Source organism: Nostoc sp., from assembly GCF_036917555.1.
Lineage (GTDB): Bacteria > Cyanobacteriota > Cyanobacteriia > Cyanobacteriales > Nostocaceae > Nostoc.
Map to the genome: position 1 here is coordinate 36,467 of NZ_JBALDD010000050.1, position 21,990 is coordinate 58,456.

The 21,990-nt window shown below is 41.4% G+C and carries 24 protein-coding genes and 1 pseudogene; 10 read left to right on the forward strand and 15 right to left on the reverse strand.

What is annotated here, in order from left to right; translation table 11 throughout:
• Positions 1-177: 177 nt before the first annotated feature.
• The 6 genes from V7K60_RS19680 to V7K60_RS19705 all read right to left on the reverse strand — a co-directional run bounded on the left by V7K60_RS19680 (position 178) and on the right by V7K60_RS19705 (position 6,413).
• Entirely contained in the window at positions 178-2,319 is a 2,142-nt protein-coding gene (locus V7K60_RS19680; protein ID WP_334927520.1) for a HEAT repeat domain-containing protein, read from the reverse strand.
• Between the two features lie 180 nt (positions 2,320-2,499).
• Positions 2,500-2,766, reverse strand: a complete 267-nt coding sequence (locus V7K60_RS19685) for a hypothetical protein (protein ID WP_334927522.1) — start codon at positions 2,764-2,766, stop codon at positions 2,500-2,502.
• A 96-nt stretch (positions 2,767-2,862) separates the two neighbouring features.
• A complete protein-coding gene (locus tag V7K60_RS19690; RefSeq protein WP_334927524.1) occupies positions 2,863-3,339 on the reverse strand; it encodes a hypothetical protein in 477 nt (158 codons plus the stop codon).
• A gap of 246 nt (positions 3,340-3,585) precedes the next feature.
• A complete protein-coding gene (locus tag V7K60_RS19695) occupies positions 3,586-4,674 on the reverse strand; it encodes a 2-aminoethylphosphonate aminotransferase (RefSeq protein ID WP_334927526.1) in 1,089 nt (362 codons plus the stop codon).
• Positions 4,675-4,751: 77 nt separating this feature from the next.
• Positions 4,752-5,912: a phosphonopyruvate decarboxylase gene (gene aepY / locus V7K60_RS19700; protein WP_334927527.1), complete on the reverse strand. Its 1,161-nt coding sequence runs from the start codon at positions 5,910-5,912 to the stop codon at positions 4,752-4,754.
• 135 nt (positions 5,913-6,047) lie between these two features.
• The gene (locus V7K60_RS19705) at positions 6,048-6,413 is read right to left on the reverse strand and encodes a LysR substrate-binding domain-containing protein (protein ID WP_334927599.1); all 366 of its coding nucleotides are present in this window, start codon (positions 6,411-6,413) and stop codon (positions 6,048-6,050) included.
• Positions 6,414-6,564: 151 nt separating this feature from the next.
• On the opposite strand from V7K60_RS19705, the gene V7K60_RS19710 reads away from it, so the two are divergent.
• Positions 6,565-7,158, forward strand: coding sequence for a class II glutamine amidotransferase (locus V7K60_RS19710; RefSeq protein WP_334927528.1), 594 nt, complete (start codon positions 6,565-6,567; stop codon positions 7,156-7,158).
• A 196-nt stretch (positions 7,159-7,354) separates the two neighbouring features.
• On the opposite strand, the gene V7K60_RS19715 is transcribed toward V7K60_RS19710, so the two are convergent.
• Positions 7,355-7,486 (reverse strand): hypothetical protein, encoded by a 132-nt coding sequence (locus V7K60_RS19715; RefSeq protein ID WP_334927529.1) that lies wholly within the window; start codon positions 7,484-7,486, stop codon positions 7,355-7,357.
• A 459-nt stretch (positions 7,487-7,945) separates the two neighbouring features.
• Here V7K60_RS19715 and V7K60_RS19720 point away from each other — a divergent pair, with 459 nt between their 5' ends.
• A complete protein-coding gene (locus V7K60_RS19720; protein WP_334927530.1) occupies positions 7,946-8,155 on the forward strand; it encodes a hypothetical protein in 210 nt (69 codons plus the stop codon).
• 64 nt (positions 8,156-8,219) lie between these two features.
• On the opposite strand, the gene V7K60_RS19725 is transcribed toward V7K60_RS19720, so the two are convergent.
• The gene (locus V7K60_RS19725; RefSeq protein WP_334927532.1) at positions 8,220-8,540 is read right to left on the reverse strand and encodes a DMT family transporter; all 321 of its coding nucleotides are present in this window, start codon (positions 8,538-8,540) and stop codon (positions 8,220-8,222) included.
• Positions 8,541-8,930: 390 nt separating this feature from the next.
• On the opposite strand from V7K60_RS19725, the pseudogene V7K60_RS19730 reads away from it, so the two are divergent.
• Positions 8,931-9,568 (forward strand): annotated as a pseudogene (locus V7K60_RS19730) (IS4 family transposase); the annotation flags it as partial.
• Between the two features lie 71 nt (positions 9,569-9,639).
• Here V7K60_RS19730 and V7K60_RS19735 read toward each other — a convergent pair.
• Positions 9,640-10,293 carry a hypothetical protein gene (locus V7K60_RS19735; RefSeq protein WP_334927533.1) on the reverse strand — a complete coding sequence of 218 codons (654 nt, stop codon included), beginning with the start codon at positions 10,291-10,293 and terminating at the stop codon, positions 9,640-9,642.
• 588 nt (positions 10,294-10,881) lie between these two features.
• Here V7K60_RS19735 and bchM point away from each other — a divergent pair.
• Positions 10,882-11,568: a magnesium protoporphyrin IX methyltransferase gene (gene bchM / locus V7K60_RS19740; RefSeq protein WP_334927535.1), complete on the forward strand. Its 687-nt coding sequence runs from the start codon at positions 10,882-10,884 to the stop codon at positions 11,566-11,568.
• A gap of 52 nt (positions 11,569-11,620) precedes the next feature.
• On the opposite strand, the gene V7K60_RS19745 is transcribed toward bchM, so the two are convergent.
• Positions 11,621-11,770 carry a hypothetical protein gene (locus V7K60_RS19745; protein WP_334927537.1) on the reverse strand — a complete coding sequence of 50 codons (150 nt, stop codon included), beginning with the start codon at positions 11,768-11,770 and terminating at the stop codon, positions 11,621-11,623.
• 260 nt (positions 11,771-12,030) lie between these two features.
• Between V7K60_RS19745 and V7K60_RS19750 the strand changes: the two genes are divergently transcribed.
• Both V7K60_RS19750 and V7K60_RS19755 read left to right on the forward strand, forming a co-directional pair.
• A complete protein-coding gene (locus tag V7K60_RS19750; protein ID WP_334927539.1) occupies positions 12,031-12,510 on the forward strand; it encodes a hypothetical protein in 480 nt (159 codons plus the stop codon).
• 109 nt (positions 12,511-12,619) lie between these two features.
• Complete coding sequence (locus V7K60_RS19755; protein ID WP_334927601.1) at positions 12,620-13,000, forward strand: DUF423 domain-containing protein; 381 nt, start codon at positions 12,620-12,622, stop codon at positions 12,998-13,000.
• Between the two features lie 136 nt (positions 13,001-13,136).
• On the opposite strand, the gene V7K60_RS19760 is transcribed toward V7K60_RS19755, so the two are convergent.
• Entirely contained in the window at positions 13,137-13,898 is a 762-nt protein-coding gene (locus V7K60_RS19760; RefSeq protein WP_334927541.1) for a nucleotidyltransferase domain-containing protein, read from the reverse strand.
• A 1-nt stretch (position 13,899) separates the two neighbouring features.
• Between V7K60_RS19760 and egtC the strand changes: the two genes are divergently transcribed.
• From egtC to egtD, 3 genes are all read left to right on the forward strand, one after another.
• On the forward strand, positions 13,900-14,688 hold the full coding sequence (egtC, locus tag V7K60_RS19765; protein WP_334927543.1) for an ergothioneine biosynthesis protein EgtC: 789 nt from the start codon (positions 13,900-13,902) through the stop codon (positions 14,686-14,688).
• A 1-nt stretch (position 14,689) separates the two neighbouring features.
• Complete coding sequence (locus V7K60_RS19770; protein ID WP_334927545.1) at positions 14,690-14,869, forward strand: hypothetical protein; 180 nt, start codon at positions 14,690-14,692, stop codon at positions 14,867-14,869.
• 164 nt (positions 14,870-15,033) lie between these two features.
• Positions 15,034-16,068 carry an L-histidine N(alpha)-methyltransferase gene (gene egtD / locus V7K60_RS19775; RefSeq protein WP_334927547.1) on the forward strand — a complete coding sequence of 345 codons (1,035 nt, stop codon included), beginning with the start codon at positions 15,034-15,036 and terminating at the stop codon, positions 16,066-16,068.
• A 323-nt stretch (positions 16,069-16,391) separates the two neighbouring features.
• Here the strand turns inward: egtD and V7K60_RS19780 are convergent, their stop codons facing one another.
• On the reverse strand, positions 16,392-16,706 hold the full coding sequence (locus V7K60_RS19780; protein ID WP_334927549.1) for a hypothetical protein: 315 nt from the start codon (positions 16,704-16,706) through the stop codon (positions 16,392-16,394).
• Between the two features lie 581 nt (positions 16,707-17,287).
• Here V7K60_RS19780 and V7K60_RS19785 point away from each other — a divergent pair.
• Entirely contained in the window at positions 17,288-17,431 is a 144-nt protein-coding gene (locus V7K60_RS19785; protein WP_334927551.1) for a hypothetical protein, read from the forward strand.
• A gap of 120 nt (positions 17,432-17,551) precedes the next feature.
• Here the strand turns inward: V7K60_RS19785 and ilvB are convergent, their stop codons facing one another.
• The 3 genes from ilvB to V7K60_RS19800 all read right to left on the reverse strand — a co-directional run bounded on the left by ilvB (position 17,552) and on the right by V7K60_RS19800 (position 21,601).
• Positions 17,552-19,465 carry a biosynthetic-type acetolactate synthase large subunit gene (ilvB, locus tag V7K60_RS19790; protein WP_334927553.1) on the reverse strand — a complete coding sequence of 638 codons (1,914 nt, stop codon included), beginning with the start codon at positions 19,463-19,465 and terminating at the stop codon, positions 17,552-17,554.
• Positions 19,466-19,597: 132 nt separating this feature from the next.
• Positions 19,598-20,860, reverse strand: coding sequence for an MFS transporter (locus V7K60_RS19795; RefSeq protein ID WP_334927555.1), 1,263 nt, complete (start codon positions 20,858-20,860; stop codon positions 19,598-19,600).
• Positions 20,861-21,007: 147 nt separating this feature from the next.
• The gene (locus V7K60_RS19800) at positions 21,008-21,601 is read right to left on the reverse strand and encodes a hypothetical protein (RefSeq protein WP_334927556.1); all 594 of its coding nucleotides are present in this window, start codon (positions 21,599-21,601) and stop codon (positions 21,008-21,010) included.
• Positions 21,602-21,990 lie beyond the last annotated feature (389 nt).

Sequence of the window (21,990 nt, forward strand, 5' to 3'; positions counted from 1 at the left end):
TTCTCTTTTTTACAAGGCTACGGTGTACACATAAGTTTTGCCGTAGCTATATCTTTATTAATAAATGAAATCTCACATTGCGCTTCTATCCCGCCTCCTTTACCTCCCCTGCCTTTCCTGCTCAAGAATAGCCTGCCTTAACATATAAATTTCTTTAACCCAACCGTATTGCACTTGTCAATATTTCACATGATTAATTACTGACTGTAGTGCTTCAGCCTGAGTGGAGTTAACTTTTTTGAGGTTACTGTAATGAGTGTTCAGTAAGTTAATATCCTGGGCTTTCCAAATAATTTGTTTTTTAGCAGCAACTTCAGAAATTTGTTGTGCTAGTTCTGTTCGCAGTTCTGGCAGAGAATCACAATCTATCCAGGCTTTCTCGAAAACTTGCATTGCTTCCACTCCTTGCTTATAGCTCAGTTTCTCTGGTCGCATTTTAGGCTCACCAACCCATTGCATAAGAGTTTCTAACTCTGGTTTACCAGCTGCCAAAAAATGAGCTAAAAACCTGAGTTGACCAATCTCAGAGGGATAATAGTGAACTGAATTGAGAATTTGCACAATAACTGGCAAATCTTGTTGCCCTAGTTTCATGAGTACCTTTGCTGCTGCATAACGGACCCCAGAGTCAGAATCTTTGAGCAGTAGGGCAACTTGTGGAGCTTGTTCCTTGGCTTGCATCTGCCCTAGTGCTTGTGCTGCTGCTTTACGGACATCACTGTTAGAATCTTTGAGCAGTAGGGCAACTTGTGGAGCTTGTTCCTTGGCTTGCATCTGCCCTAGTGCCTGTGCTGCTGCTTTACGGACATCACTGTTAGAATCTTTGAGCAGCAGGGCAACTTGTGGAACTACTTCCTTGGCTTGCATCTGCCCTAGTGCCTGTGCTGCTGCATTACGGACCCCAAAGTGAGAATCTTTGAGCAGCAGGGCAATTTGTGGAGCTTGTTCCTTGGCTTGCATCTGCCCTAGTGCCTGTACTGCTGCATTACGGACCCCAAAGTCAGAATCTTTGAGCAGCAGGGCAATTTGTGGAGCTTGTTCCTTGGCTTGCATCTGCCCTAGTGCCTCTGCTGCTACCCTACGGACTTCAGAGTCAGAATCTTTGAGCAGCAGTGCAACTTGTGGAGCTTGTTCCTTGGCTTGCATCTGCCCTAGTACCTCTGCTGCTGTATAGCGGACTTCAGAGTCAGAATCTTTGAGCAACAGGGCAACTTGTGGAGTTTGTTCCTTGGCTTGCATCTGCCCTAGTGCCCGTGCTGCTGCTTTACGGACATCACTGTTAGAATCTTTGAGCAACAGGGCAACTTGTGGAGTTTGTTCCTTGGCTTGCATCTGCCCTAGTACCTGTACTGCTGCTTTACGGACATCACTGTTAGAATCTTTGAGCAGCAGGGCAACTTGTGGAACTTGTTCCTTGGCTTGCATCTGCCTTAGTGCCAGTGCTGCTGCATAACGGACACTAAAGTGAGAATCTTTGAGCCGCAGGGCAACTTGTGGAGCTTGTTCCTTGGCTTGCATCTGCCCTAGTGCCCGTGCTGCTACATCACCGACCTCAGAGTCCGAATCTTTGAGCAGCAGGGCAACTTGTGGAGCTTGTTCCTTGGCTTGCATCTGCCCTAGTGCCTGTGCTGCTGCTTTACGGACATCACTGTTAGAATCTTTGAGCAGCAGAGCAACTTGTGGAGCTTGTTCCTTGGCTTGCATCTGCCATAGTGCCTGTACTGCTGCTTTACGGACATTTATATCAGAATCTTTGAGCAGCAGTGCAACTTGTGGAACTACTTCCTTAGCTTGCATCTGCCCTAGTGCCTGTGCTGCTGCATAACGGACACCAAAGTCAGAATCTTTGAGCAGCAGGGCAACTTGTGGAGCTTGTTCCTTGGCTTGCATCTGCCCTAGTGCCTGTGCTGCTGCATAACGGACACCAAAGTCAGAATCTTTGAGCAGCAGGGCAACTTGTGGAACTACTTCCTTGGCTTGCATCTGCCCTAGTGCCTGTGCTGCTGCTTTACGGGAAAATGCTGAATCTTTATCCTGCGACTGTTTGACAAACTGTTTTACAAGCTCATCATAATAGTTTTTTATCTGAGATTTAAAGTTATCTGGCTGATATCGCTGTAAGTTTTCCGTTGCTGTAGCCCTGACTTCGGGTATTGGGTCTTTTAGGGCTGAGACAAAACCGTTAATCTGCCATACTTCCAGTTTAGGTTTTTCTTTAGCGTTTACCCAAGGTAAAGAGAGGAGGAAAGTCAGGAGTAGGGTGAAACAAAAAAGGAAAAAGAGCGATTGCTTGCTGGTGTGGCGGGGTATGGTGAGCATAATTGGGGGCAAGGGATTACATACGGTTATGAATGAGTATAATAACAACCTTGCAATTCCTAATTCCCGATTTAGAAAGTTGGATCTTGTAGGGTGACTTTCTAAGCCCGCACAATTAATAAAACGGGCAAGACACCCATATCACAAAAATAATTAAATATTTTTTTAGTTGGAAATGCCTTAATTTTGATTGACGAGTATCAAAGACTCATCCACGAGTATCAAAGACTCTCGCGCGAGTATCAAAGACTCGCTCACGAGTATAAAAGACTTATTCACGAGTATAAAAGACTCATTCACGAGTATAAAAGACTCGTCCACGAGTATTAAAGACTCGCTCACGAGTATCAAAGACTCGTCCACGAGTATTAAAGACTCGCTCACGAGTATCAAAGACTCGTCCACGAGTATTAAAGACTCGTCCACGAGTATCAAAAACTCATTCACCAGTTGACAAAATAAAAAGGGGACAAGAAAAGGAATTAAATCTCCCTTTAACTTTTCCCCTTTGACTCTTCCGGTATCTTTGGCAAGATTTTCAGTTTATGAACCAGAGTTAGTTTTAGTAGGTTTATTTTTAATAGCCTTAAAACGATCGCCTAACTGTTCAGCAATACTTTTTAACCCTGGAGTTTTCTTAGCAGCAGTCTTGACGTAATCATAAACTGTCAAACTGCTGCCCATTGCTTCGCTGCCGACTGCCATTAAGGTATCATCTACTTGTTCTGTCAGTTGTCGCAATCTAATCAAAAGCTCAGTAAGCGTTGCTGCTAGTTGATAATCCCGTACAAAATCATCTACATCAAAGCTGGCTGGGAGAATTTCTCGGTTAGACTGGGCCGCAGTCAGGCTGGTATTGACAAAAGCTAGGCTTTTATCGCCCATCTTAAATAACTTGCGTCGTTCTTCCACACTCAGGGTTACGAGAAAAGGCATCTTTGCTTGGATAGTTGCAAAGGCTGCTTTGATTTCTTGGATATCTGCTGGGGAAAGGGAGGCAGTAATGTTTTGGTAAGCCATTGGTTATTTACTGTGGTAAATCTGTTTGTTATGATTCCCACTGGTAAATGCGATCGCACATTTCAACGTCAAGCTGACTTTTCACAATATCTGGAAAACCTCTCTCTAAATTTCTCTCCTTTTAGGCTACGGTGTACACACAAGTTTACCCAGAGCGAGTTCCCAGCCAAAAAAGGTGGATTCAAACTGCTCAAGCCCACGAATCAAAGTAGTAATTTCGGGAGGCTTCTAAAGTGAAAAGTCAGTTTACCGAATAATTTCCTTAACAACAACAACAAAGCGTTCCATATCAGTGTCGGTAATAGCTCCCATTGTCGAGACTCGGAAAATAGATTGAGCTAAATTTCCCTGTCCAGAATAAATGATATAGTCTTGTGCTTTCAGTTGGTCGTGAAATTCTTCATAGCTGAATCCGTCTGGCAAATAGTAGGCATTCAAGACAACGGATGAACTGCCAAGAGGAAGTAGGGATTTAATTCCGATTGAGGCTAACCCGTCTCTGACTATATTGGCAAGTTGGTTGTAATGGCTGTGTCTGGTACGCCAACCTCCTGCTTCTGCCATTTCTTGCAAAGCTTCTGTTAAGGCATAAAATGTCTGTACTGATTGCGTAAAAGGTGTGCCGCCTCGGTCTTGTTGCTGGCAATAGGTTGCTAAATCTAAATATAAGGTGCGGGGGATTGTGTCTACTGACGGCAGTGCATCCCTTTGCAGGATGACAAAAGACACTCCAGGAACACCATGCAGACATTTATTCGCTGTCGCAGCGCAAGCGGTGATTCCCCAATCTGCAAAATTTAATTCCTCAGCACCAAAACTGCTGACTGCATCTACTAATAGTTTGATACCGCGTTCTTGACAAATTGGCGCAAGTTTCACCAAATTATTTAAGCGGCCAGTAGTAGTTTCGTGATGGACGACAGCAAGGTGGGTGATATCGGTATTTTCATCCAGGAGTTTGACTAAAGCGTTGATATCTATTTCGGCATTCCAAGGATGGGAAAGTGTGATGTAATCAATGCCGTGGATTTTGGCGATTTTGGATAGTCGTTCGCCATATACACCGTTTTCAATTACTAGCAATTTACCGTCTGCGGGTACTAAACTGCTAATCATCGCTTCCATCGCGGCGGTTCCAGAACCAGTGAGGAGAATTGCTGCCCAGCGATTGCTTCCAAGACCATAAACTTGAAGTAATTGTTCGCGGATTCTACTTTGAAGTTGGGAAAATTCCACCTCACGGTGACACAAATCGGGACGCAACAGGGCATTTCTGACGCGATCGCTCAAATTAACGGGGCCAGGATTTAGTAAAATCATTTTGTCATTTATCATTTATCATTTGTCATTTGTCATTAATAAATTAAGAATTTGTACTTTGAATTTATTAATTACGAATTACGAATTACAAATTACGAATTACCAATGTGTTTCATGAAGCGTTGTAAAACTTCTTCCGGGGTGAGGTTGGGTCTGGGTAGCTTTTCTAAAGTTCCGGGACGGATTTTCAGATGAGCAAATTTAGGTCTAGTGTTACTATCTGCGGTAAATAAGGCATCTAAAAGGGCGGGGTCATCTCCGGCTAATGTAACGCTGTAACCACACGCTTCGGCAATTTTAGCAAAGGAGATACCCGCAGAAACGGTGGCTTGTGCGCCTGTGGAATCGTGGACTTCATTATCTAAAAGAATATGGGTCAAGTTAGCACCGCCATAAGTGCCGATGGTAGCAAAATTACCCATTCGCATCAAAGCTGCTCCATCCCCATCAATTACTACTACCTTGAGGTCTGGACGTGCTAAGGATAATCCCAATCCCATTGAGGAAGCGCAGCCCATTGAGCCGACCATGTAAAGATGATTGGCGCTGTCTTTACTAGCGAAGAGTTCGCGTCCCGTGTATCCGGTGGTGGCAATTACTACAGTGTTTTCTGGATCGGTAAGTTCCACAATCCGAGCCAATGCTTCGCTGCGAGAAATGCGTTGTTCTTTGTTATCCCAAAAAAAGCTTTGCTGAATATGAGCGATCGCACTATTTTCTCGTTCGGGGATAGAAGAACGGGTGAGTGCATGGGGTGCAATCGCTCCTTTACGCATAATTAAAGCATAAGGACAGCGTTCTTGTTGCATATAGGCTGTGGCTCTTTGCAGAACTGGTTCTATTTCTGCTGCGTCTGTGGGAAAAAATTCCCAAGGTATAGTCATTGTTTGCAGCAATTTCTCTGTAATTTGCCCCATTAATTGATGTTGCGGTTCATCTTGCAATAAGCGATCGCCTCTTAGAGTACAAATCAGCAGCAGCGGAATCCGAAAGATATAAGTGAGGGAGGTTAGCGGGTTAACTGCATTTCCCAAACCAGAGTTTTGCATCATTACTACAGCTGGTTTCCCAGCAATTGCGGCTCCGGCTGCGATCGCTACAGCATCTCCCTCATTGGCTGCGGAGATATATTTAAGTTGAACGTCATTGATGACGTAGTTAATAAAAGGCGTGAGAAAAGAACAGGGTACGCCAGTGTACCACCCAAAGCCAAGATTACGCGCAGCTTCTACAAATTCCTCTGCCTGAATCATAATTAAAAATTTACAGTAAATTTTGAGATAGGGAGAGACACGATTAATCGCCTCTGTAGTGGAGAATTGAGAGAAAAGATTATTACTTCGACCTCATAACTCGAAACCTCAACCTTAGAATAACGTGAGGTGGCATCATTTTAACTGACCAGATTCAGCAATAAAATCAATGAAGGTTCGCACTTTCGATGAAAGATATTTGCGGCTGGTGTACACAGCGTAAAGCATGGTGGCTGGAAATCGATAATCCAGCATCACCCTCTCTAGATGTCCGGCGGCAATATCGTCTTCAATCAGCCAAGTCGGTAAGAATGCCAGACCCATCCCATCCATTACCGCGTCGTGGATTAGATTTTCATTGTTAGTTCGCAGCACCGACGACTTGATCTGAACACTTTCTTTCTTGCTTACTCCTTTAAAAGGCAGTTCAACATCTGAAAGTAATGAATAAGTAATCATAGCGTGCTGCGATAAATCTTTACAAATGCTTACTACGGCTATGCTTGTTGGGGAGCAAAAGCTAAAATTGCAGACTTAGAACAACGCTATCCCGAATTATTAGCAACTATACTCCAGCAGCCACAAATCAGTTTAAATCTAGATCGTATACCGAAATACGATCCCGCTGTGGAATGAGCCGAATCTGGAAGATTTGAGCAACTATGTACAATCCAGTTGTACTGTAGGCTATGTCCGATTAGCTGGGATAGGTGAATCGCTTGACATTAGCAATTGTCAGCCATTTCGTAGTGGGAAACTTTTGTTTGTGCATAATGGCGAAATATCAAACTTTCAACAAACTCTTTATAGACCAATACGTGAGAGCCTCTCTGATTCCACATACCGCCTGATTAAAGGCACGACTGACTCTGAACACATCTTCGCCCTACTAGTGGAAATGCGGCAGTCGTCTCCAGACAGTACTCTGTTGTCAGCATTAAATACCACACTTCAAAAATTGACTGAGTTGGTATCAGAACATAACACTAGCTTTAGTGCCAATGTAATTGTCAGTGATGGTCAAGCAGTTGCAGCAATTCGCTATGCTTATCGCACACAAGCCCCTACTCTTTATTGGTCTTATGATGAACTCAAGCAGCCAAACCAAGTTATTGTTGCTTCTGAGCCTTTATCCAATAACCAAAATTGGACTGTTTTTGGTGAGCAAAGTGCGCTATTTGTTGAAGCCCAATCATTACAGCCAACAATTAGCCTGTTGGAGAGATTTGTTCCCATTGGGGTTTAGATAAGCATTGCGATTTTGTTGAAATTGAGCTTTTCCCTCTAAAGTTGGTGCGATGGTAGACAAGCATTGCTGTTGCTTGTGCCAAAAGACAACAGTTGAAGGCAAGTCAGAGAGACAACATAAATTATCCGTCTTTCAACTCCTCTGGGAGCTAGCGTCACCGATAGCGAATGTGAGTGTGTCTCGTAAAGAAGCGTTAGTGAGTCATCGGTGACACAATCATCATTCCTTTATGGCTCCCTTGTACTCTGTCCACCACTATACCCACGCAAGCTAGAGCGATCGCATACTTACTTATAATTTTTAGAGGAAAATGGCAGCTGTTCATTCGCTTATTTTAGAGATGGCGAGATGAATTAATGCCTTGAGAGCAAAGGAATAGGACAATTTTCCAACCCAATCGCATAACACCTGCCATTTCTCAGTAGTGTGGAGAACAGCAATAGCGCAATACTTGGCTAAAAGTGTAGTTTACCAACGTTCGCAAAGCCTCTCATCGCTGATTGTGCCGAGTACGAGTATACGGGGAAACAGATGATTTCCTAAGACCTCAACGTAAGGAATGCCCTGCTGCCTTATTCAATCCAATTTCAGATTACCCTGAATGACCCAAATAGTTTTATGATTCTCTACGAAACCATATTTGAAATTATTTAGGTCTAGTACCAAAATATTCTCAAGCTCATTCTGGAACATGGTGAATGGTGAATTACCGAAAGGTGATTTGTGCAATACTGGTTTTGAACCTTCTTCCAGAGTCAAATAAAGTACAGGGAAATGCAAAAGTATGGTTGAACACCCATTTCATGACCAACTGAGTTTAGAGGAGCAAACTGAAAAACTCGGAAAGCAAGCAGTAAGCTTGGGTTTAATTCCCAGCTTTGTGGTACATTACTTTCCTGATACTTGGGTATTTTATATACCCAATGAAAGTCAATCAGAACCGCTGACACCAGAAGAGGCATACTTTCGCTTAAAGCAACTGGTTAAACAGTAGATATTTTGACGACAGATTTTTGAAGATAACGGCTCTCTCCCCTGCCCCCTGCTCCCTGCCTCCTTCATTTACTTGCGTTGATGCCAATTACCCCGATGATGATTAAGGCGATCGACACAAGTTTGATTAATGTGGCAGATTCCCGAAACCAAATAATACCAATAATAGCAATTAGAATAGTTCCCAATCCAGCCCAGACAGAATAGGCGACACTCACTTCAAGTCTCTTGAGGGCAAAGGTCAAAAAAGTAAAACAAAATCCATAGAAGACAAATATTAATATTGAAGGAACTATTTTAGTAAATCCCTGCGATAATTTCATGCAAGTTGTGCCTGAAACTTCAAAAAGGATTGCTAATATAAGGTAAATCCAACTTGTTGACATATTTTTTGTAACTGGTTTGTTAAGAGCAACTCGCCCTAAAAATAGAATGAACAGTCCTAAAGTAACTCATTAAAAATTTTTACAAGTATAATATCAATTTTCCATAAAGATGTTTTGGGGGGACGGCGTAGCCGGGAGGTAAATATATGCAGCTTCACAAAGAAACAGTATATGTGTTCCGACATTTAAAACCAAACGTGCAGTAGTATAATTGAGGCTGATTCTGGGGCTTTATGGCTATGAAATTATAGCGGTTTCCATTCAGATGCGGTACAACATTATATCGTGGGGTGTAGGGGCACGGCAGTGCCCATTGGTGTCAACTTAAGCAAAAAGTAAGCAAAAGATGCAATCTAAGAACATTAATAATGATGTTGTTAAAAATACTTCATGGCAAGAAAACGTCCAGCGCGAATAGGAAACCCAGACCTGCGGCAACAAAAACAAGTACCGATGCCGCCAGTAAAGGAAATTGAGTAAAAAATTTACTCATTACTATCTCCGCTCAACTTTAAACCCTTGAAATTGTACGAAAAGGAAGAAAAGAAACCATTGCGCGACAGAATACTGATCTTACCAATAATGATGGCGATCGCTGTGAGCAAGCGTGTATCGTCAGATTCCTGGATCAAGAGAAGTGCAAAGAGTCTTATGCGAAGAACGATTGTTGTGGGCAGGTCGAATTAAAGTGAGTGCCCAAGCAGTTTCAAAATGATTGAGAACACTGCCAATAGAATTATTTGCACAAATTTTCGAGCAAGTAATAGAAAGAATCAATGTGCAGCCACAAAATTAGGCAGTACCAAAGAATTGGCAGCCAGTAAGCGCCAAATTTACAGCCATCTGGATTGCTGACGGTTCAACCCTAGAAGCACTAAGACGTAAACTCAAAGTACTACAAGAACAAGAAAAAACGCGCTTCAGGCAAAATTATGATGGTGGTAAAAGCATTTAGCCATCGCCCAGTCACAACCTGGTATACACAAAATAACAAAGCCAATGATAAAACTTGGTGCAATCAATTTATCTCCCCCTCTTTGTGAGTTCAGAAATAAGTTTTGATATGTACTTTATCCACCTGGGAACTGCTATATATTTTCTATGCTTTTTTGGTAGGTGCATTGATCGCTCGTGCATCTATAATGTTTTGCGATACGTTTGGGATAAACCAATTCACTTCACCGCTTTTCAAGATTTTAGTACCAGCTTGATTGAATTCAATTACCCCAGTATCTGGATTTGTCTTCAAAACTAAGTTAGTTCCATTTGGAACCTTAAGCACAAAGCCACCTGCCAATTCTTGCCCTTGTTTGTCTCTTCCCAAAGTAAGGGCTGTAGAGTCATTTGCTAGATAAACTCCCTTACAATTCCATCTATCTTTAGTTGTCTGGCCATTACCCAGAAAATACAGTGCAGCCCCTTCAGAATATTCATCATCATCAATATTTGGTTCTGGCCCGTAGATAGCTAGAGTCTTACCTGTTTGATTAGTACACTGACCCCAATCAATTCCTGACTCAAAGGCATATTTTTGCAACTCTAACTCGTTGATTTTCTGGTCGATTTGCTCTGGTGTATAGCCCTCTAACTGAGTTTGTGTTTTTTCCGCCATTTTTAAAATATTCACTTGTTGAGTCAGCGTTATATAATCAGGATTTTTGCTATATTCCGGGCGATCAGCTAGCGAAGGTTGAGCAAATACTAAACTTGCGAGTAATACAACCACCATCAAAATATATTTGAAGTTTTTCATCTTTTTGTCCCTATTTTTACAAATTGCAGGCTCTACTTGCTCTCTAAACAGTATTGCCAGCATTATAACTAATGTTAAATATTGAACTTTTGTAATTTTTTTTTGCCGCAATTATTTTTACTTTTCCTTTTTTACTGGCATTGACTCGCACATCACGAATGAGGCTGTTTCAACAACATATTGATTACAGATAATTAATCAAATTGCTAATAGTATAAATATTGCACTCACAATTAAATTCTATCTTAAGGAGGTATTTTTTATATCCATATATATAAATCTCAATTAAATTTGAGGTTGTGAAAATCATGGATATTTAAATATTTATTTAAATATAAATCGCTGTTATAAGCAAAAGGTATATCTAAAAGCCATAAAACCCAAGTTAAATTCAGTATTTTGCTTGTTAAGCCAGTACAGCTTCAATTTTGCACGTCTAGACTGGAATTCGACAGCCTAAGTTACTCTGTGTACGTAAGTATCCTTGCTGATCGGCGAACTATCATCTGGAAAAATCTGGAAGACCGCTCTTATGGGTTCCTATCAATGATAATTTTAAGCATTGGGAACCCCTAAAAATCGAAGTTTATGAACGCAGCCGACGACAAAACGATTGTTCGCGAGTATTTCAATTCCACAGGGTTTGACCGTTGGAAGCGAATCTACGGTGATGGCGAAGTCAACAAAGTCCAATTGGACATCCGCAATGGACACCAGCAAACTGTGGATACAGTTCTCGGTTGGCTGAAGGCTGATAACAATTTACCAGAGCTATCAATCTGTGATGCTGGGTGTGGTGTCGGTAGTCTCAGCATTCCCCTGGCAGTAGATGGTGCCAAAGTCTATGCCACCGATATTTCAGAAAAAATGGTAGAAGAAGGTAGGGATAGAGCAAAGCAAACTTTGGGAAATGCCGAGAATGCCATTTTTGCTGTGCAGGATTTGGAATCATTGAGTGGTAGCTACCATACCGTTATTTGCCTAGATGTTCTCATCCATTACCCTCAAGAAAAAGCCGATGAGATGATATCTCACCTCTGTTCTTTGGCACAGTCGCGGATAATTCTCAGTTTTGCGCCGAAGACTTGCGCCCTGAGTATACTCAAGAAAATTGGTAGTTTCTTTCCTGGGCCAAGTAAAGCCACTCGTGCATATTTGCATCGTGAGGCTGATGTGGTAAAAATCTTGGAAAGTAATGGCTTTTCATTGCAACGACGGGCAATGACGAAGACTCGCTTCTATTTTTCTCGGCTACTGGAAGCTACACGCAATTAAGGTTAAAATCGCAGCAAAGGTATAATAAACATCTTGCTGCGATTTGACAATCTCAAAGCTGAGATATGGTAGATATTGCCGTTGGCATCAAGCTTTGTTTTTTCTCTAAATAACCGTTGTTCCGCTCTGCATAATCATACATTCTTACAAAGTAAGCGATCGCAGCTGCTCCCGAGAGAATAGTGAAAGCAAATAACCACATTTACTTTTTATTCAGATAAAACTTCTTCTTTGAAGCTTCAACAGAAGATATCAGACTTTTGGGGATGCTGACTCAAAGGGTTTTATCTAGTTTCTCTAATTCCCTAATTTCATACCACAACGGGTGACATTGTATTAACCAACGCTGCACAAAGAGAGTGTATAAGCTAAAAAACTGTCGCCGCGAGTAGATTGATATATTGGAACCTTTATGAAAGTCAGGTTAAAATCACAAGCAAAGTGTAAATCTGAAGTGAAACTATGAAAACTGCTGAAAAATTAGCTGCTGGTTGGCTACTGACACTCGGATTCATGTTTGTAACTCTATCAGCAACAGCGGCATTAGAAAAATTTGCTACACGTAAAGCCATCATAATACCCACGGGTGAGTATGAGTTTAACGCACCGAATGCTACTTATGAAGATAATAATGCTGGTGTTGGTGGTCTAATTTTTGGCGTCCCTACCCTAACACTGGGCACGTGGTTAGCATTGGGATTGTACCGTCAAAGTCGGCAGGAGAAGAAGGCGATTAATCAACAAGTTAGCGATCGCCTGCAATCGATTTTTTATGAGATGCTACAAGAAAATCACGGGCGCGTAACTGTTTTAGGTTTTGCCATGCAGTCACAACTACCCGCAGCCCACGCCAGACAATATTTAGATGAAAAAGCTAAAGAATTCAATGCAAACTTTAAGGTGAACGAAGAAGGGGCTGTATCATATCATTTTGATGTCTAATTGTCATTAGTCATTTGTCCTTTGTCCTTCGTCATTTGTTATTTGTTATTTATTAATGACCAATTACTAATGACTAATGACTACAATACCCAACTTACGGCTAGGTCTAATGACGCAGATTTTTTTGAGCGTAGCTGCCATTTTAGGCGGTTTGTCAGTTGCTGCTGGTGCTTTTGCTTCCCATGCCTTGCGGGAAAAGATTAGTGAGCGATCGTTAGAAATTTTTGAAACTGGCGCTCGTTACCAAATGTATCATGCTCTAGCACTTTTTTTAGTAGCAATACTAATTAGTCGTACCGAGTCCCCTCAACCCACACTTGTAGCCAGTGGATGGCTGTTTATCATTGGCATTGCTATTTTCTCAGGTAGCTTGTACGCCCTTAGCTTAACCGGTATTAAATCCTTGGGAGCGATCGCACCACTAGGCGGTGCAGCCTTTCTTGCTGGCTGGGGTGCTTTAGCTTTTGCTGCTTGGAATTTGAAGTTGTAAAAAAGTTAGGAGTTAAGAGTTAAAAACTCTTAACTCCATTTTTTATAAGCTCATTTACCTGATTTTTACAACATATTCTCTAAAAATATACTATAATATATTTAGTATTTTAATGCCCACAAATTGAGTTAAAAACTTATAATTTATAGCTCTTTGTTCTCAGGCGTATTAACAAATCATCCAAAGCTGCATAAGCTGAAGGTGTTTCAGGTAATGGGCTAGATTGATACACCTTCTGTAATTTATTACGCAGACGTTCATATTCTCTTTGATGAAAATCTATATTAATATCTGATAATACAGACTTTTCTATACCTGCTAATTTTTGGGCGATCAAATCAGAAATATATGAGAAATTAAAAACCTCATTTAGATTATTTAAATTAGCTTCAATTATCCCTGTTTGCATCAGATAAATTCCAGTTAATAGAACTCGGTAAACATAAAGCAATGGCTTAATTCGATAAGTATGTTCTTTTTCAAAAAGTTTCCATTGTGTTGCAGTGAAACCAATATAATGGTAGCTATGATGACGGGTAATACAATTTTTAGCAATAATTTTCAATTCCTTATGTTCGGGTGAACTTGTTAATATCAAAGGTGAGTACAGTTGTTCTAACACATAACCATTCTTTTTAAGTAGCATCAAAAAGAATTTTTTGACATCATGAGTGACTAAATCAATCTCTAAAGATTCACTAATTTCTGAAACTTTAATAGCTTCATTCCTAGTCTTTAATCCGACTATTTCTTGAATTGGTAAAATATGCACACCACGTAAGTCATAATCAGAATCAGGTGATGGAAAGCCATATAAGTGGGAACCACTGATGATGGTGAATAAAAGCGGGTAAGGCTGTTGCCTAATAATTGTGTTAAGTGAAAGTGGAATATTCATAATGTGCCGTTTACTTGCTTACCTCGGTTCGCCTGTCTCTTTAGAACATCTTCTGTATAAAGCAGAACACTCACTAATAGTCCAGAGTTATCAACCTCGTGAAATGACTTCTGGGGTATTAAATGCAGATGGCTTTGGTGTGGGTTGGTATCATAGTCAAAAAGATACTGATCCTTTTATCTACAAAAATACCCTACCTATTTGGAATGATATAAATTTACCCAGTCTCAGCCGTTATGTCGAATCAAAGTGTGTACTTGCTTATGTCCGCAGTGCTACACCAGGACAAGCCGTAGATTTTGCTAATTGTCAGCCCTTTAGCCATCAACAACAGCTATTTATTCACAATGGACGAATCGAAAATTTCCGCAAAACATTACACAGAAAAATTCGCAGCACTTTAACCCAAGATTTTTACGAAAAAATTAATGGTAGTACTGACTCCGAACACATTTTTGCATTGTTACTTTCACAAAGTCAAATTAACAAACATCGACCTCCAGAATATGCTTTACGCACCACATTATTAACGCTTTTAGAGATGGCAAAACGCTATCAAGTAGAAGCCTCGCTCAACGTAATTTTTAGTGACGGGCATCGCTTGATAGCCTCTCGTTTTGCTACCACTTCACCACCTCCATCTCTTTACTGGATACGAGATGATCCAACCTTCCCAAAATCCGTAATTATTGCGTCTGAACCTCTATTTCTAGGTAATTGGATTGCTTGCCCAGAAAATAGCATCATTAGTGTGGGAGCAGACTGTGAGATCCAAATTGAGCAAATCTAGTGTGAAAGAGGCTATTTCTCAAGCCTTTGATAAATATCGCTCGAAAACTTTTGCGCTATTCCAGGATATGGACGAAGCCACATTATCTAGTCAATCTCATTCTGACTTTAGTCGTGTTGGCTGGTACTTGGGGCATATTGCCTGTATCGAGTCTTTATCGCCGCTAAAACATAGCACTTAGGCACTTACTGGCTACTATTCTAATGTGAAAATGCCGAAAAATAGCTTTAAAGCTTGAGCTATATTGCTCAGGCATGATTTTATTAACTATGGCTATGTGTTTCACTGATTGGGGTAAAGGTCTGCTATCAAAGTAACCTATTACGCCAAGCAAACGGAGGTTTCATGTCGATATCTAAAGCTGTTAACAGCAAGGTTACTTCTCAAAGCAACGTTGAAAAACGCTTGCTGATAGAGCGTTTGATAGGAGCAACTCAAATAGTTGCACCTAGTGCTGGGAGTGATGTAGTGAAGGGATTAACTCAAACACCTAAATCTCTACCCCCTTGTTACTTTTATGATAACCGTGGTTCCGATCTGTTTGAGCAAATCTGTGATTTACCAGAATATTATCTTACACGCACAGAAACAAAGATTTTACAGCAGTATGCTGGTGAAATTGCTAAGATAACTGGCGTTTGTGAATTGGTAGAACTTGGCAGTGGTAGTTCTAGTAAAACCCGCATTTTACTAGATGCCTACCAGCAATTAAGCTATCCTCTGCATTACCTACCAATTGATGTAAGTGCAGGTATGTTGGAAAGTAGTGCCAAGCAGTTATTAGAAGATTATCCCTTACTCCAAGTTTATGCACTAGCGGGAACCTATGAATTAGCCCTTGCAAAACTCCTACCAACGCAATTACCCAGTCGGATGATTTGTTTTATTGGTAGCAGTTTAGGTAATCTTACCCCTGATGAGTGTGATCTGTTCTTCTCTCAAATTACCAATGCTCTACAAGTAGGTGAGTATTTTTTATTGGGGATAGATTTACGAAAGCCAAAACAGATTTTGGAACCAGCTTATAACGACAGCCAGGGAGTGACAGCAGCATTTAACCTCAATATGCTGGAACATTTAAATCAGCGGTTTGAGGGTAACTTTGACACCACCCAGTTTGAACACCGAGCATTTTACAATGAAAGCGAGCATCAAATAGAAATGCATTTATGCAGCCTGCGATCGCAAATTGTAGAATTACGCGCTCTTAATCTTAAGGTTAATTTTGCACTAGGTGAGACTATCCTCACGGAAATTTCCCGCAAATTTGACCTTAATACTATCAAACAGCAACTAAATGCACAAGGTTTATTACCTCTTGATGTGTGGAGAGATCCAAATCAATGGTTTGGCTTAATGCTCTGTCAGCTGCAAGCATAAAGCAAATCAGAGTATGACTCACATATATAGCTGAAAGCTCATTGATTGATGCAAGAAGTATATAGATATGAGTGAAAAAGAATCTAGAGACGTAGCACTGCTACGTCTTTAAAAGGTTTCTCGATAACGCATATTTAATTTCACCAAATCTCTATTGCATACAAACGAGAACAGCTATAGATGATATTCGTCCCACCCCAACAAGAGAGAACAATTAGAATCCCTCTTGCTGGGGTAGTATTTTCATTAGGTAATGTTATATGTAACCTATGAATGCAAATTTCGATCAACCCAAGCAAGTAAACTAAATGTTTAGCCGCTAATTATTGCTGCATCGAAGGTGTGGCGAAAATTCTGCTGAATATAGGAACCCGTGGACGAGGCTTATTTGCTGTTATATTGGCATTAGTAGCAGAAGAGTTATTAGTTGCCTCAGAAAGGAGAGGTGGTTTGCTATTAGTAGAATTGGCAAAATCACTCAATTGGGTAGCCGAAGGTGAACTTGAAGATATAGAAGTAATATTCTCAGGATTTTGACTGTTGGTTTTTACTGGAGTTTGAGCTTGAGATGGAGTAACTAGGAAAGTTGAACTTGTTCCTAATACCAGTACGAGCAAATGAGAAATATATTGTTGCATAGGGATTGGTAAAATGGGTTGATAAATATTCAAAGCTTAAAGAAGTTGTGTTTGTTCTCAGTTAGAAATAAAACTGCAATTTTCCAATAGAAATCATGACGCTGTTGTCCAAGAAAACTTGAACACAGCGATTTACAAATGAACAGACTATTAATGCTTAGTACATTAATTCGCTAACAACAATCTAACTTCCCTCAATCAAGGGGAAGCTAAACTCTCTTTTGTAAAAAGAAAGAGAGCGGTTATTTTAAGACTACTTAATCTGCCTGAAAGAGAAGCAAATAGATACACCTGGAATAATTGACGTTTTTTAATCAACTAAGCCAGCACAACTATTAATATTCTAGTTATATTTAACTTGTTAATAAAAGAGGAATGTTACTGAAGTTTTTAAAAAAACTGATTTATATAAAATTAACTCTAACTCGCATATTTAACTAACTAAAGCAAAAAGTATATGAACTTTTAATAAAACCTAAGTTTGATGAAGTAGTTTTCATAATATATCAGCTTGTGTAAAGGTTTTAGCTGGTTTAGGGTTTGACAAAAATTTGATTACACACCTTTTCAGAGAGAAAATTATGCAAGAATCTATGATTTACCAAGACATTCGGATTCTGCAAAAGGGAGAAGAACGAGCAAAGAAACAGGAGGCGCTGTTAAATTCCAACAGTCAAAGCGATTTAGTGACATTACTTAGGAAATATCTTTTTACCTCAACCTAATCAGGAAGATTAAGCGATGCCTACGCAAGAAGAAAGGGGGCAGGAATTAGGGGGAATTCCTGTATCTTTCTCCCCTTCTCCTTGCTCCCCTACCTCTCTAGTCTGAATTATCAAAAAGCGTTACAGCTTCGTCCCACACTCAGCACAGAAATTGTGGGTAGGAGCATTTTTAGCATTGCAATGGCTACAATACACTGGCTCGGCTGCCGCTTTCGGTGCTTGCTTCTGTAAGCCGACCATTTGAGCGTTGCTCTTACCAGGGGCTACCATTGGATAGCAGTTTTCGTCTCTGGTGACGTGGACATTTAAGATTACTGGCCCTTTGTGTGCCAGCATTTCGGCGATCGCATCTTTTAATTGACTGCGATCGCTGATTACCATGCCCTTAATACCATAAGCTTTTGCCAATAACTCTACGTCTGGCATTCCTACTTCCATATCGGAGCATGAGTAACGTTCACCATAGAAGGCTTGCTGCCACTGGCGCACCATCCCTTGCCAGCCGTTGTTGATAATTATTGTCTTGACATTTATTCCATACTGTGAAATTGTTCCTAGTTCCTGTAAACACATTTGGAAACTAGCATCACCACTAATACAGATGACTTCTTCATCAGGAAACGCCACTTTCGCGCCCATTGCCGCAGGTAAGCCAAAACCCATCGTTCCCAAACCAGCGCTAGAGATCCAGCGTCTTGGACCATTCTTCAAGAATTGTGCTGCCCACATTTGATGTTGTCCGACATCTGTGGTGTAGAAAGCGTGGGGTGCTTGGCTATTGACTTCTACAATTACTTCTTGGGGTGAAATGCTGTCGGGATGCTGCGGCACTATTAGAGGATACTCTTCGCGCCAACGATTAACTAGATTCAGCCACTCTTGGTTTTGATTAGGGGTAGCCTTAATCCCTGTTTCTTGACAGCGACGCAACAAGTCTACTAACACATTCCGCACATCGCCGACGATGGGCACTTCGGGAATGCGGTTTTTGCCGACTTCTGCCGGGTCGATGTCGATGTGAATTACTTTGGCGCGGGAGGCGAATTCGTCTAACTTACCTGTAACGCGATCATCAAATCTAGCTCCGACGCAAATCAGCAAGTCACAATCACTAACGGCGAAGTTAGCGTAAGCAGTGCCGTGCATCCCTAACATTCCCAAAGCTAGGGGATGATGTTCGTCAAAGGCACCGATCCCCATTAAGGTTGTGGTGACAGGGATATCGAATAATTCAGCTAGTTGTTTGATTTCTTCATGGGCACCAGCTGCGATCGCACCACCACCCACATACAATAGTGGACGGCGACTTTCAGTAATCAACTGGATCGCGGCATGAATTTGCCGGGGATTTCCCTTTACAGTGGGACGATAACCGCGTAGCTTTACTGAACCTGGTTTTACAGGTACATAGTCAAATTCTTCTAAAGCTACATCCTTGGGGACATCAATCAAAACTGGCCCCGGACGCCCAGTGCTAGCGATGTGGAATGCTTCGGCGACAATTCGCGCCATATCTTTGGGATCGCGCACCACATAAGAGTGCTTCACGATTGGTAGGGTAATCCCGTAAATATCAGTTTCCTGAAACGCATCTGTACCAATCGACGGACGTGCTACTTGTCCTGTAACCACAATCATCGGGATTGAATCCATGTAGGCGGTGGCGATGCCTGTCACCAAGTTAGTTGCTCCTGGCCCAGAAGTACCAAAGCATACTCCTACTTTACCTGTAGCACGGGCATAACCATCAGCGGCGTGGGCTGCGCCTTGCTCGTGTCTCACGAGAATGTGCTTCATAGCACCAGTTGCTTCCACCTTATATAGGTCATCGTAAATTGGTAGAATTGCCCCACCAGGATAACCAAAAATATAATCAACGCCGTGGCGATGAAGGCTGTCAAGCAGAGCAAAACCGCCAGATGATCGTTTGGGCACGACTGATGGACTAGAGACACGAGACTGTTTGTGATTCTCGGTTTGTGGGAGACTAATTGGGGAAACCGATTCTCCTACGGAGACACTTAGTGAACGCACGGCCAAACCTCAGACTATAGCTAACATTAATGCTGAATTCTGTAGTTAAGATTTCATTTTAATTGAAAACTTCAATCAAAATCTTATTAATTTTTATATTAGATATAAAGCTAGATTATTAGCTTACATTAGTTAAATTACGTCTTGCAAGACATTGCGGGTATTTTTCCAAGCCCAAACACCAACAACCACAACAACAATACTCATTGCTACCAGTACAAATCGTAAGCCCAGAGCATCAGTTAATGGCCCAGTAATAGCCAGAGGTAATGCTAGAGCGATGTTGACGGCATGATTTTGAAAGCCAAATACTTTACCGTGCATGGTAGGTGGTGTTTGCTGTTGAATTAAAGTTTGCATAGGGACACCAATTAAGGCAGCACCTACACCCAAAAATGCACAGAGTCCTAGCGCCAGCAATAAGTTGTGCGTAAAAGTGAACACCCCTAAAACTAGTGCCATCATCAAAAATCCAATTAAAGGTAGGGGCTTGCGATGCAATTTCTGACCCCAGTTACCTAAAATTGCTGCACCAAATACCATACCCACCCCTGCTGCTGCCAAGAAAAAGCCAAACTGTTTTTCTTTTAGACCAAACTCTTCGGCTAATCGAATCGTCAGCACTGTTAAGGCTGCAAACACACAATATAAAGTTGTCAGTTGCAGCATCGCGTTCAAGATCAAAGGGTTTTTCTTGAGATAGCGCAGGCTCTCAGTGAATTCAGCCCAAGGGTGATTTGATACCCGATGTTCCTTTGGTCGTTTGGGTTCTTTAAACTTTATTGGCTGCATAATCGCAGCTGATAATATGTATAGTCCACCAACCACAAACTCTTGACCGTATTCTTCTCCCATCCAACTTTTCGCCAAACTCAAAATCGGCTCTCCTATTGCAAAGCCAACAATTAAAGCTCCCATCATCGTGCTGCTAAATAGCGCATTGGCTGCCAACAAATTCTCTCGCTTCACCAACAAGGGAATCGCTGCTTGTTCAGCTGGTGCAAAAAACTGCGTCACTGTGGAAATGGCAAAAGTCAGGATTAACAGAATCAGGAACTGTCGTGGCAATAAGGGAAGACACAGCGTCAATATCCCCCGTACAATATCTGAGCCGACCATAATCAGCTTTTTTGGCAAGCGGTCAACAAAGATACCACCAGCAGAGCCAAACAAAATTGCTGGTATTGTAAACGACAGCATTAAGGTTGAGTACATCGAGTTTCGTGCCAACCCTGGAAGCGGTGGGTAGTTCTCCAGCAGAGCAATCAGCAAAACGAAGAAGACCTTATCTGCTAACTGGGACAGCAATTGCCCAATCCACAGGAGCATAAAACCACGGTTTTTTAGCAGTGCGCCAAAGCCGTTATTAACAGCAGCAGGTTCAGTTGGAAACATTAGATACTTTTTTTGGGTAGATGGGACATAGGGCATGGGGCATGGGGCATGGGGCATGGGGTATAGTTTTTGTTGACTGTCACCTGTAACCTTTTCCCTTGATCACTCCTCACTCCTAACTCCTGTTTACTTACTTCATTGTCCGGATTAATTTGCTTCATAGTGCTTTAACAGCATAAGCAAAAACTCAGTTGCTGTCAGACGACCTGTGGGTGGAATTATCTCAATGGACGAATCTACCCAACAGCCTTGTACATTTTGGGGAGATTTCCAAATGGACAAATGATCGACTGCTGGTTCTGCATAAAAGTTATTTTGCCCACTACCTAGCAAACATGAACTCCAATGGGTAAAATAATCATGACTCATCCGATGAATAGGGAAATTTCCCTGTAGTGGTACTCCCCATCCATCTATAGCAATAAACGCTTTGACACGACCACCCAAGAGTTGCCACAAATGTGCTGCCCCTATTGCCCCAACTACGCCAGCACTAAAGCTAATGAATATAATTGGTGATTCTAGAGAGTCGGTCAAGCGATACCTGCGGTGAGCTACGCTAACGCGCAAAAACTGCAAAATGTGCAATGCTGATAAAACCAAAACATCTTTACCTGGATAAAGCAGTATATTTGCGGTAATAGGAGCGATCGCGCTATTAGAAACTAAATCTAACAATCTTACTCTGAAGCTTTCAGTTAAGTCTGGCTCATGAATTCCAGGGCAAATAATTATATTCATCTGTCTATTCCAAAAATTGGGTATTGAGCAGTAGACTTCTTGCATGAATCAATGAGCTTTCACCCTAAATCCCTCTCCCAAGGGAGAGGGCGAATTTTGTATTTGTGCAAGAGACTCCATCAGCTGCGATCACAACGAACAATGAAAATAATCTGAGAATGATTTTGCGTTGTTTCAGTCTCTATTTTCAAGGCAGGTATAATAAGTCTAATATCAAGTTTTAAACCGCTTCAAAGTTTTCATCCCCTGTTGGGTATCTTATGCAAGAACTGTATTAAGCCACGTAAATTTTATATGTCTTTTGACTTATTATTTTCATTTTTGCACCTATCCTATCCCCCCGGATGGGATAATAAGTTACTATAAGGGACAATGGGTAAGCTATTCCC

Coding starts and splice junctions, on each gene's coding strand:
- V7K60_RS19680 (WP_334927520.1), bottom strand. CDS start 2,319: ATGCTCACCATACCCCGCCACACCAGCAAGCAATCGCTCTTTTTCCTT.
- V7K60_RS19690 (WP_334927524.1), bottom strand. CDS start 3,339: ATGGCTTACCAAAACATTACTGCCTCCCTTTCCCCAGCAGATATCCAA.
- V7K60_RS19695 (WP_334927526.1), bottom strand. CDS start 4,674: ATGATAAATGACAAAATGATTTTACTAAATCCTGGCCCCGTTAATTTG.
- aepY (WP_334927527.1), bottom strand. CDS start 5,912: ATGATTCAGGCAGAGGAATTTGTAGAAGCTGCGCGTAATCTTGGCTTT.
- V7K60_RS19715 (WP_334927529.1), bottom strand. CDS start 7,486: ATGAACAGCTGCCATTTTCCTCTAAAAATTATAAGTAAGTATGCGATC.
- V7K60_RS19720 (WP_334927530.1), top strand. CDS start 7,946: ATGGTTGAACACCCATTTCATGACCAACTGAGTTTAGAGGAGCAAACT.
- V7K60_RS19725 (WP_334927532.1), bottom strand. CDS start 8,540: ATGTCAACAAGTTGGATTTACCTTATATTAGCAATCCTTTTTGAAGTT.
- V7K60_RS19735 (WP_334927533.1), bottom strand. CDS start 10,293: ATGAAAAACTTCAAATATATTTTGATGGTGGTTGTATTACTCGCAAGT.
- bchM (WP_334927535.1), top strand. CDS start 10,882: ATGAACGCAGCCGACGACAAAACGATTGTTCGCGAGTATTTCAATTCC.
- V7K60_RS19745 (WP_334927537.1), bottom strand. CDS start 11,770: ATGTGGTTATTTGCTTTCACTATTCTCTCGGGAGCAGCTGCGATCGCT.
- V7K60_RS19750 (WP_334927539.1), top strand. CDS start 12,031: ATGAAAACTGCTGAAAAATTAGCTGCTGGTTGGCTACTGACACTCGGA.
- V7K60_RS19755 (WP_334927601.1), top strand. CDS start 12,620: ATGACGCAGATTTTTTTGAGCGTAGCTGCCATTTTAGGCGGTTTGTCA.
- V7K60_RS19760 (WP_334927541.1), bottom strand. CDS start 13,898: ATGAATATTCCACTTTCACTTAACACAATTATTAGGCAACAGCCTTAC.
- egtC (WP_334927543.1), top strand. CDS start 13,900: ATGTGCCGTTTACTTGCTTACCTCGGTTCGCCTGTCTCTTTAGAACAT.
- egtD (WP_334927547.1), top strand. CDS start 15,034: ATGTCGATATCTAAAGCTGTTAACAGCAAGGTTACTTCTCAAAGCAAC.
- V7K60_RS19780 (WP_334927549.1), bottom strand. CDS start 16,706: ATGCAACAATATATTTCTCATTTGCTCGTACTGGTATTAGGAACAAGT.
- V7K60_RS19785 (WP_334927551.1), top strand. CDS start 17,288: ATGCAAGAATCTATGATTTACCAAGACATTCGGATTCTGCAAAAGGGA.
- V7K60_RS19795 (WP_334927555.1), bottom strand. CDS start 20,860: ATGTTTCCAACTGAACCTGCTGCTGTTAATAACGGCTTTGGCGCACTG.
- V7K60_RS19800 (WP_334927556.1), bottom strand. CDS start 21,601: ATGAATATAATTATTTGCCCTGGAATTCATGAGCCAGACTTAACTGAA.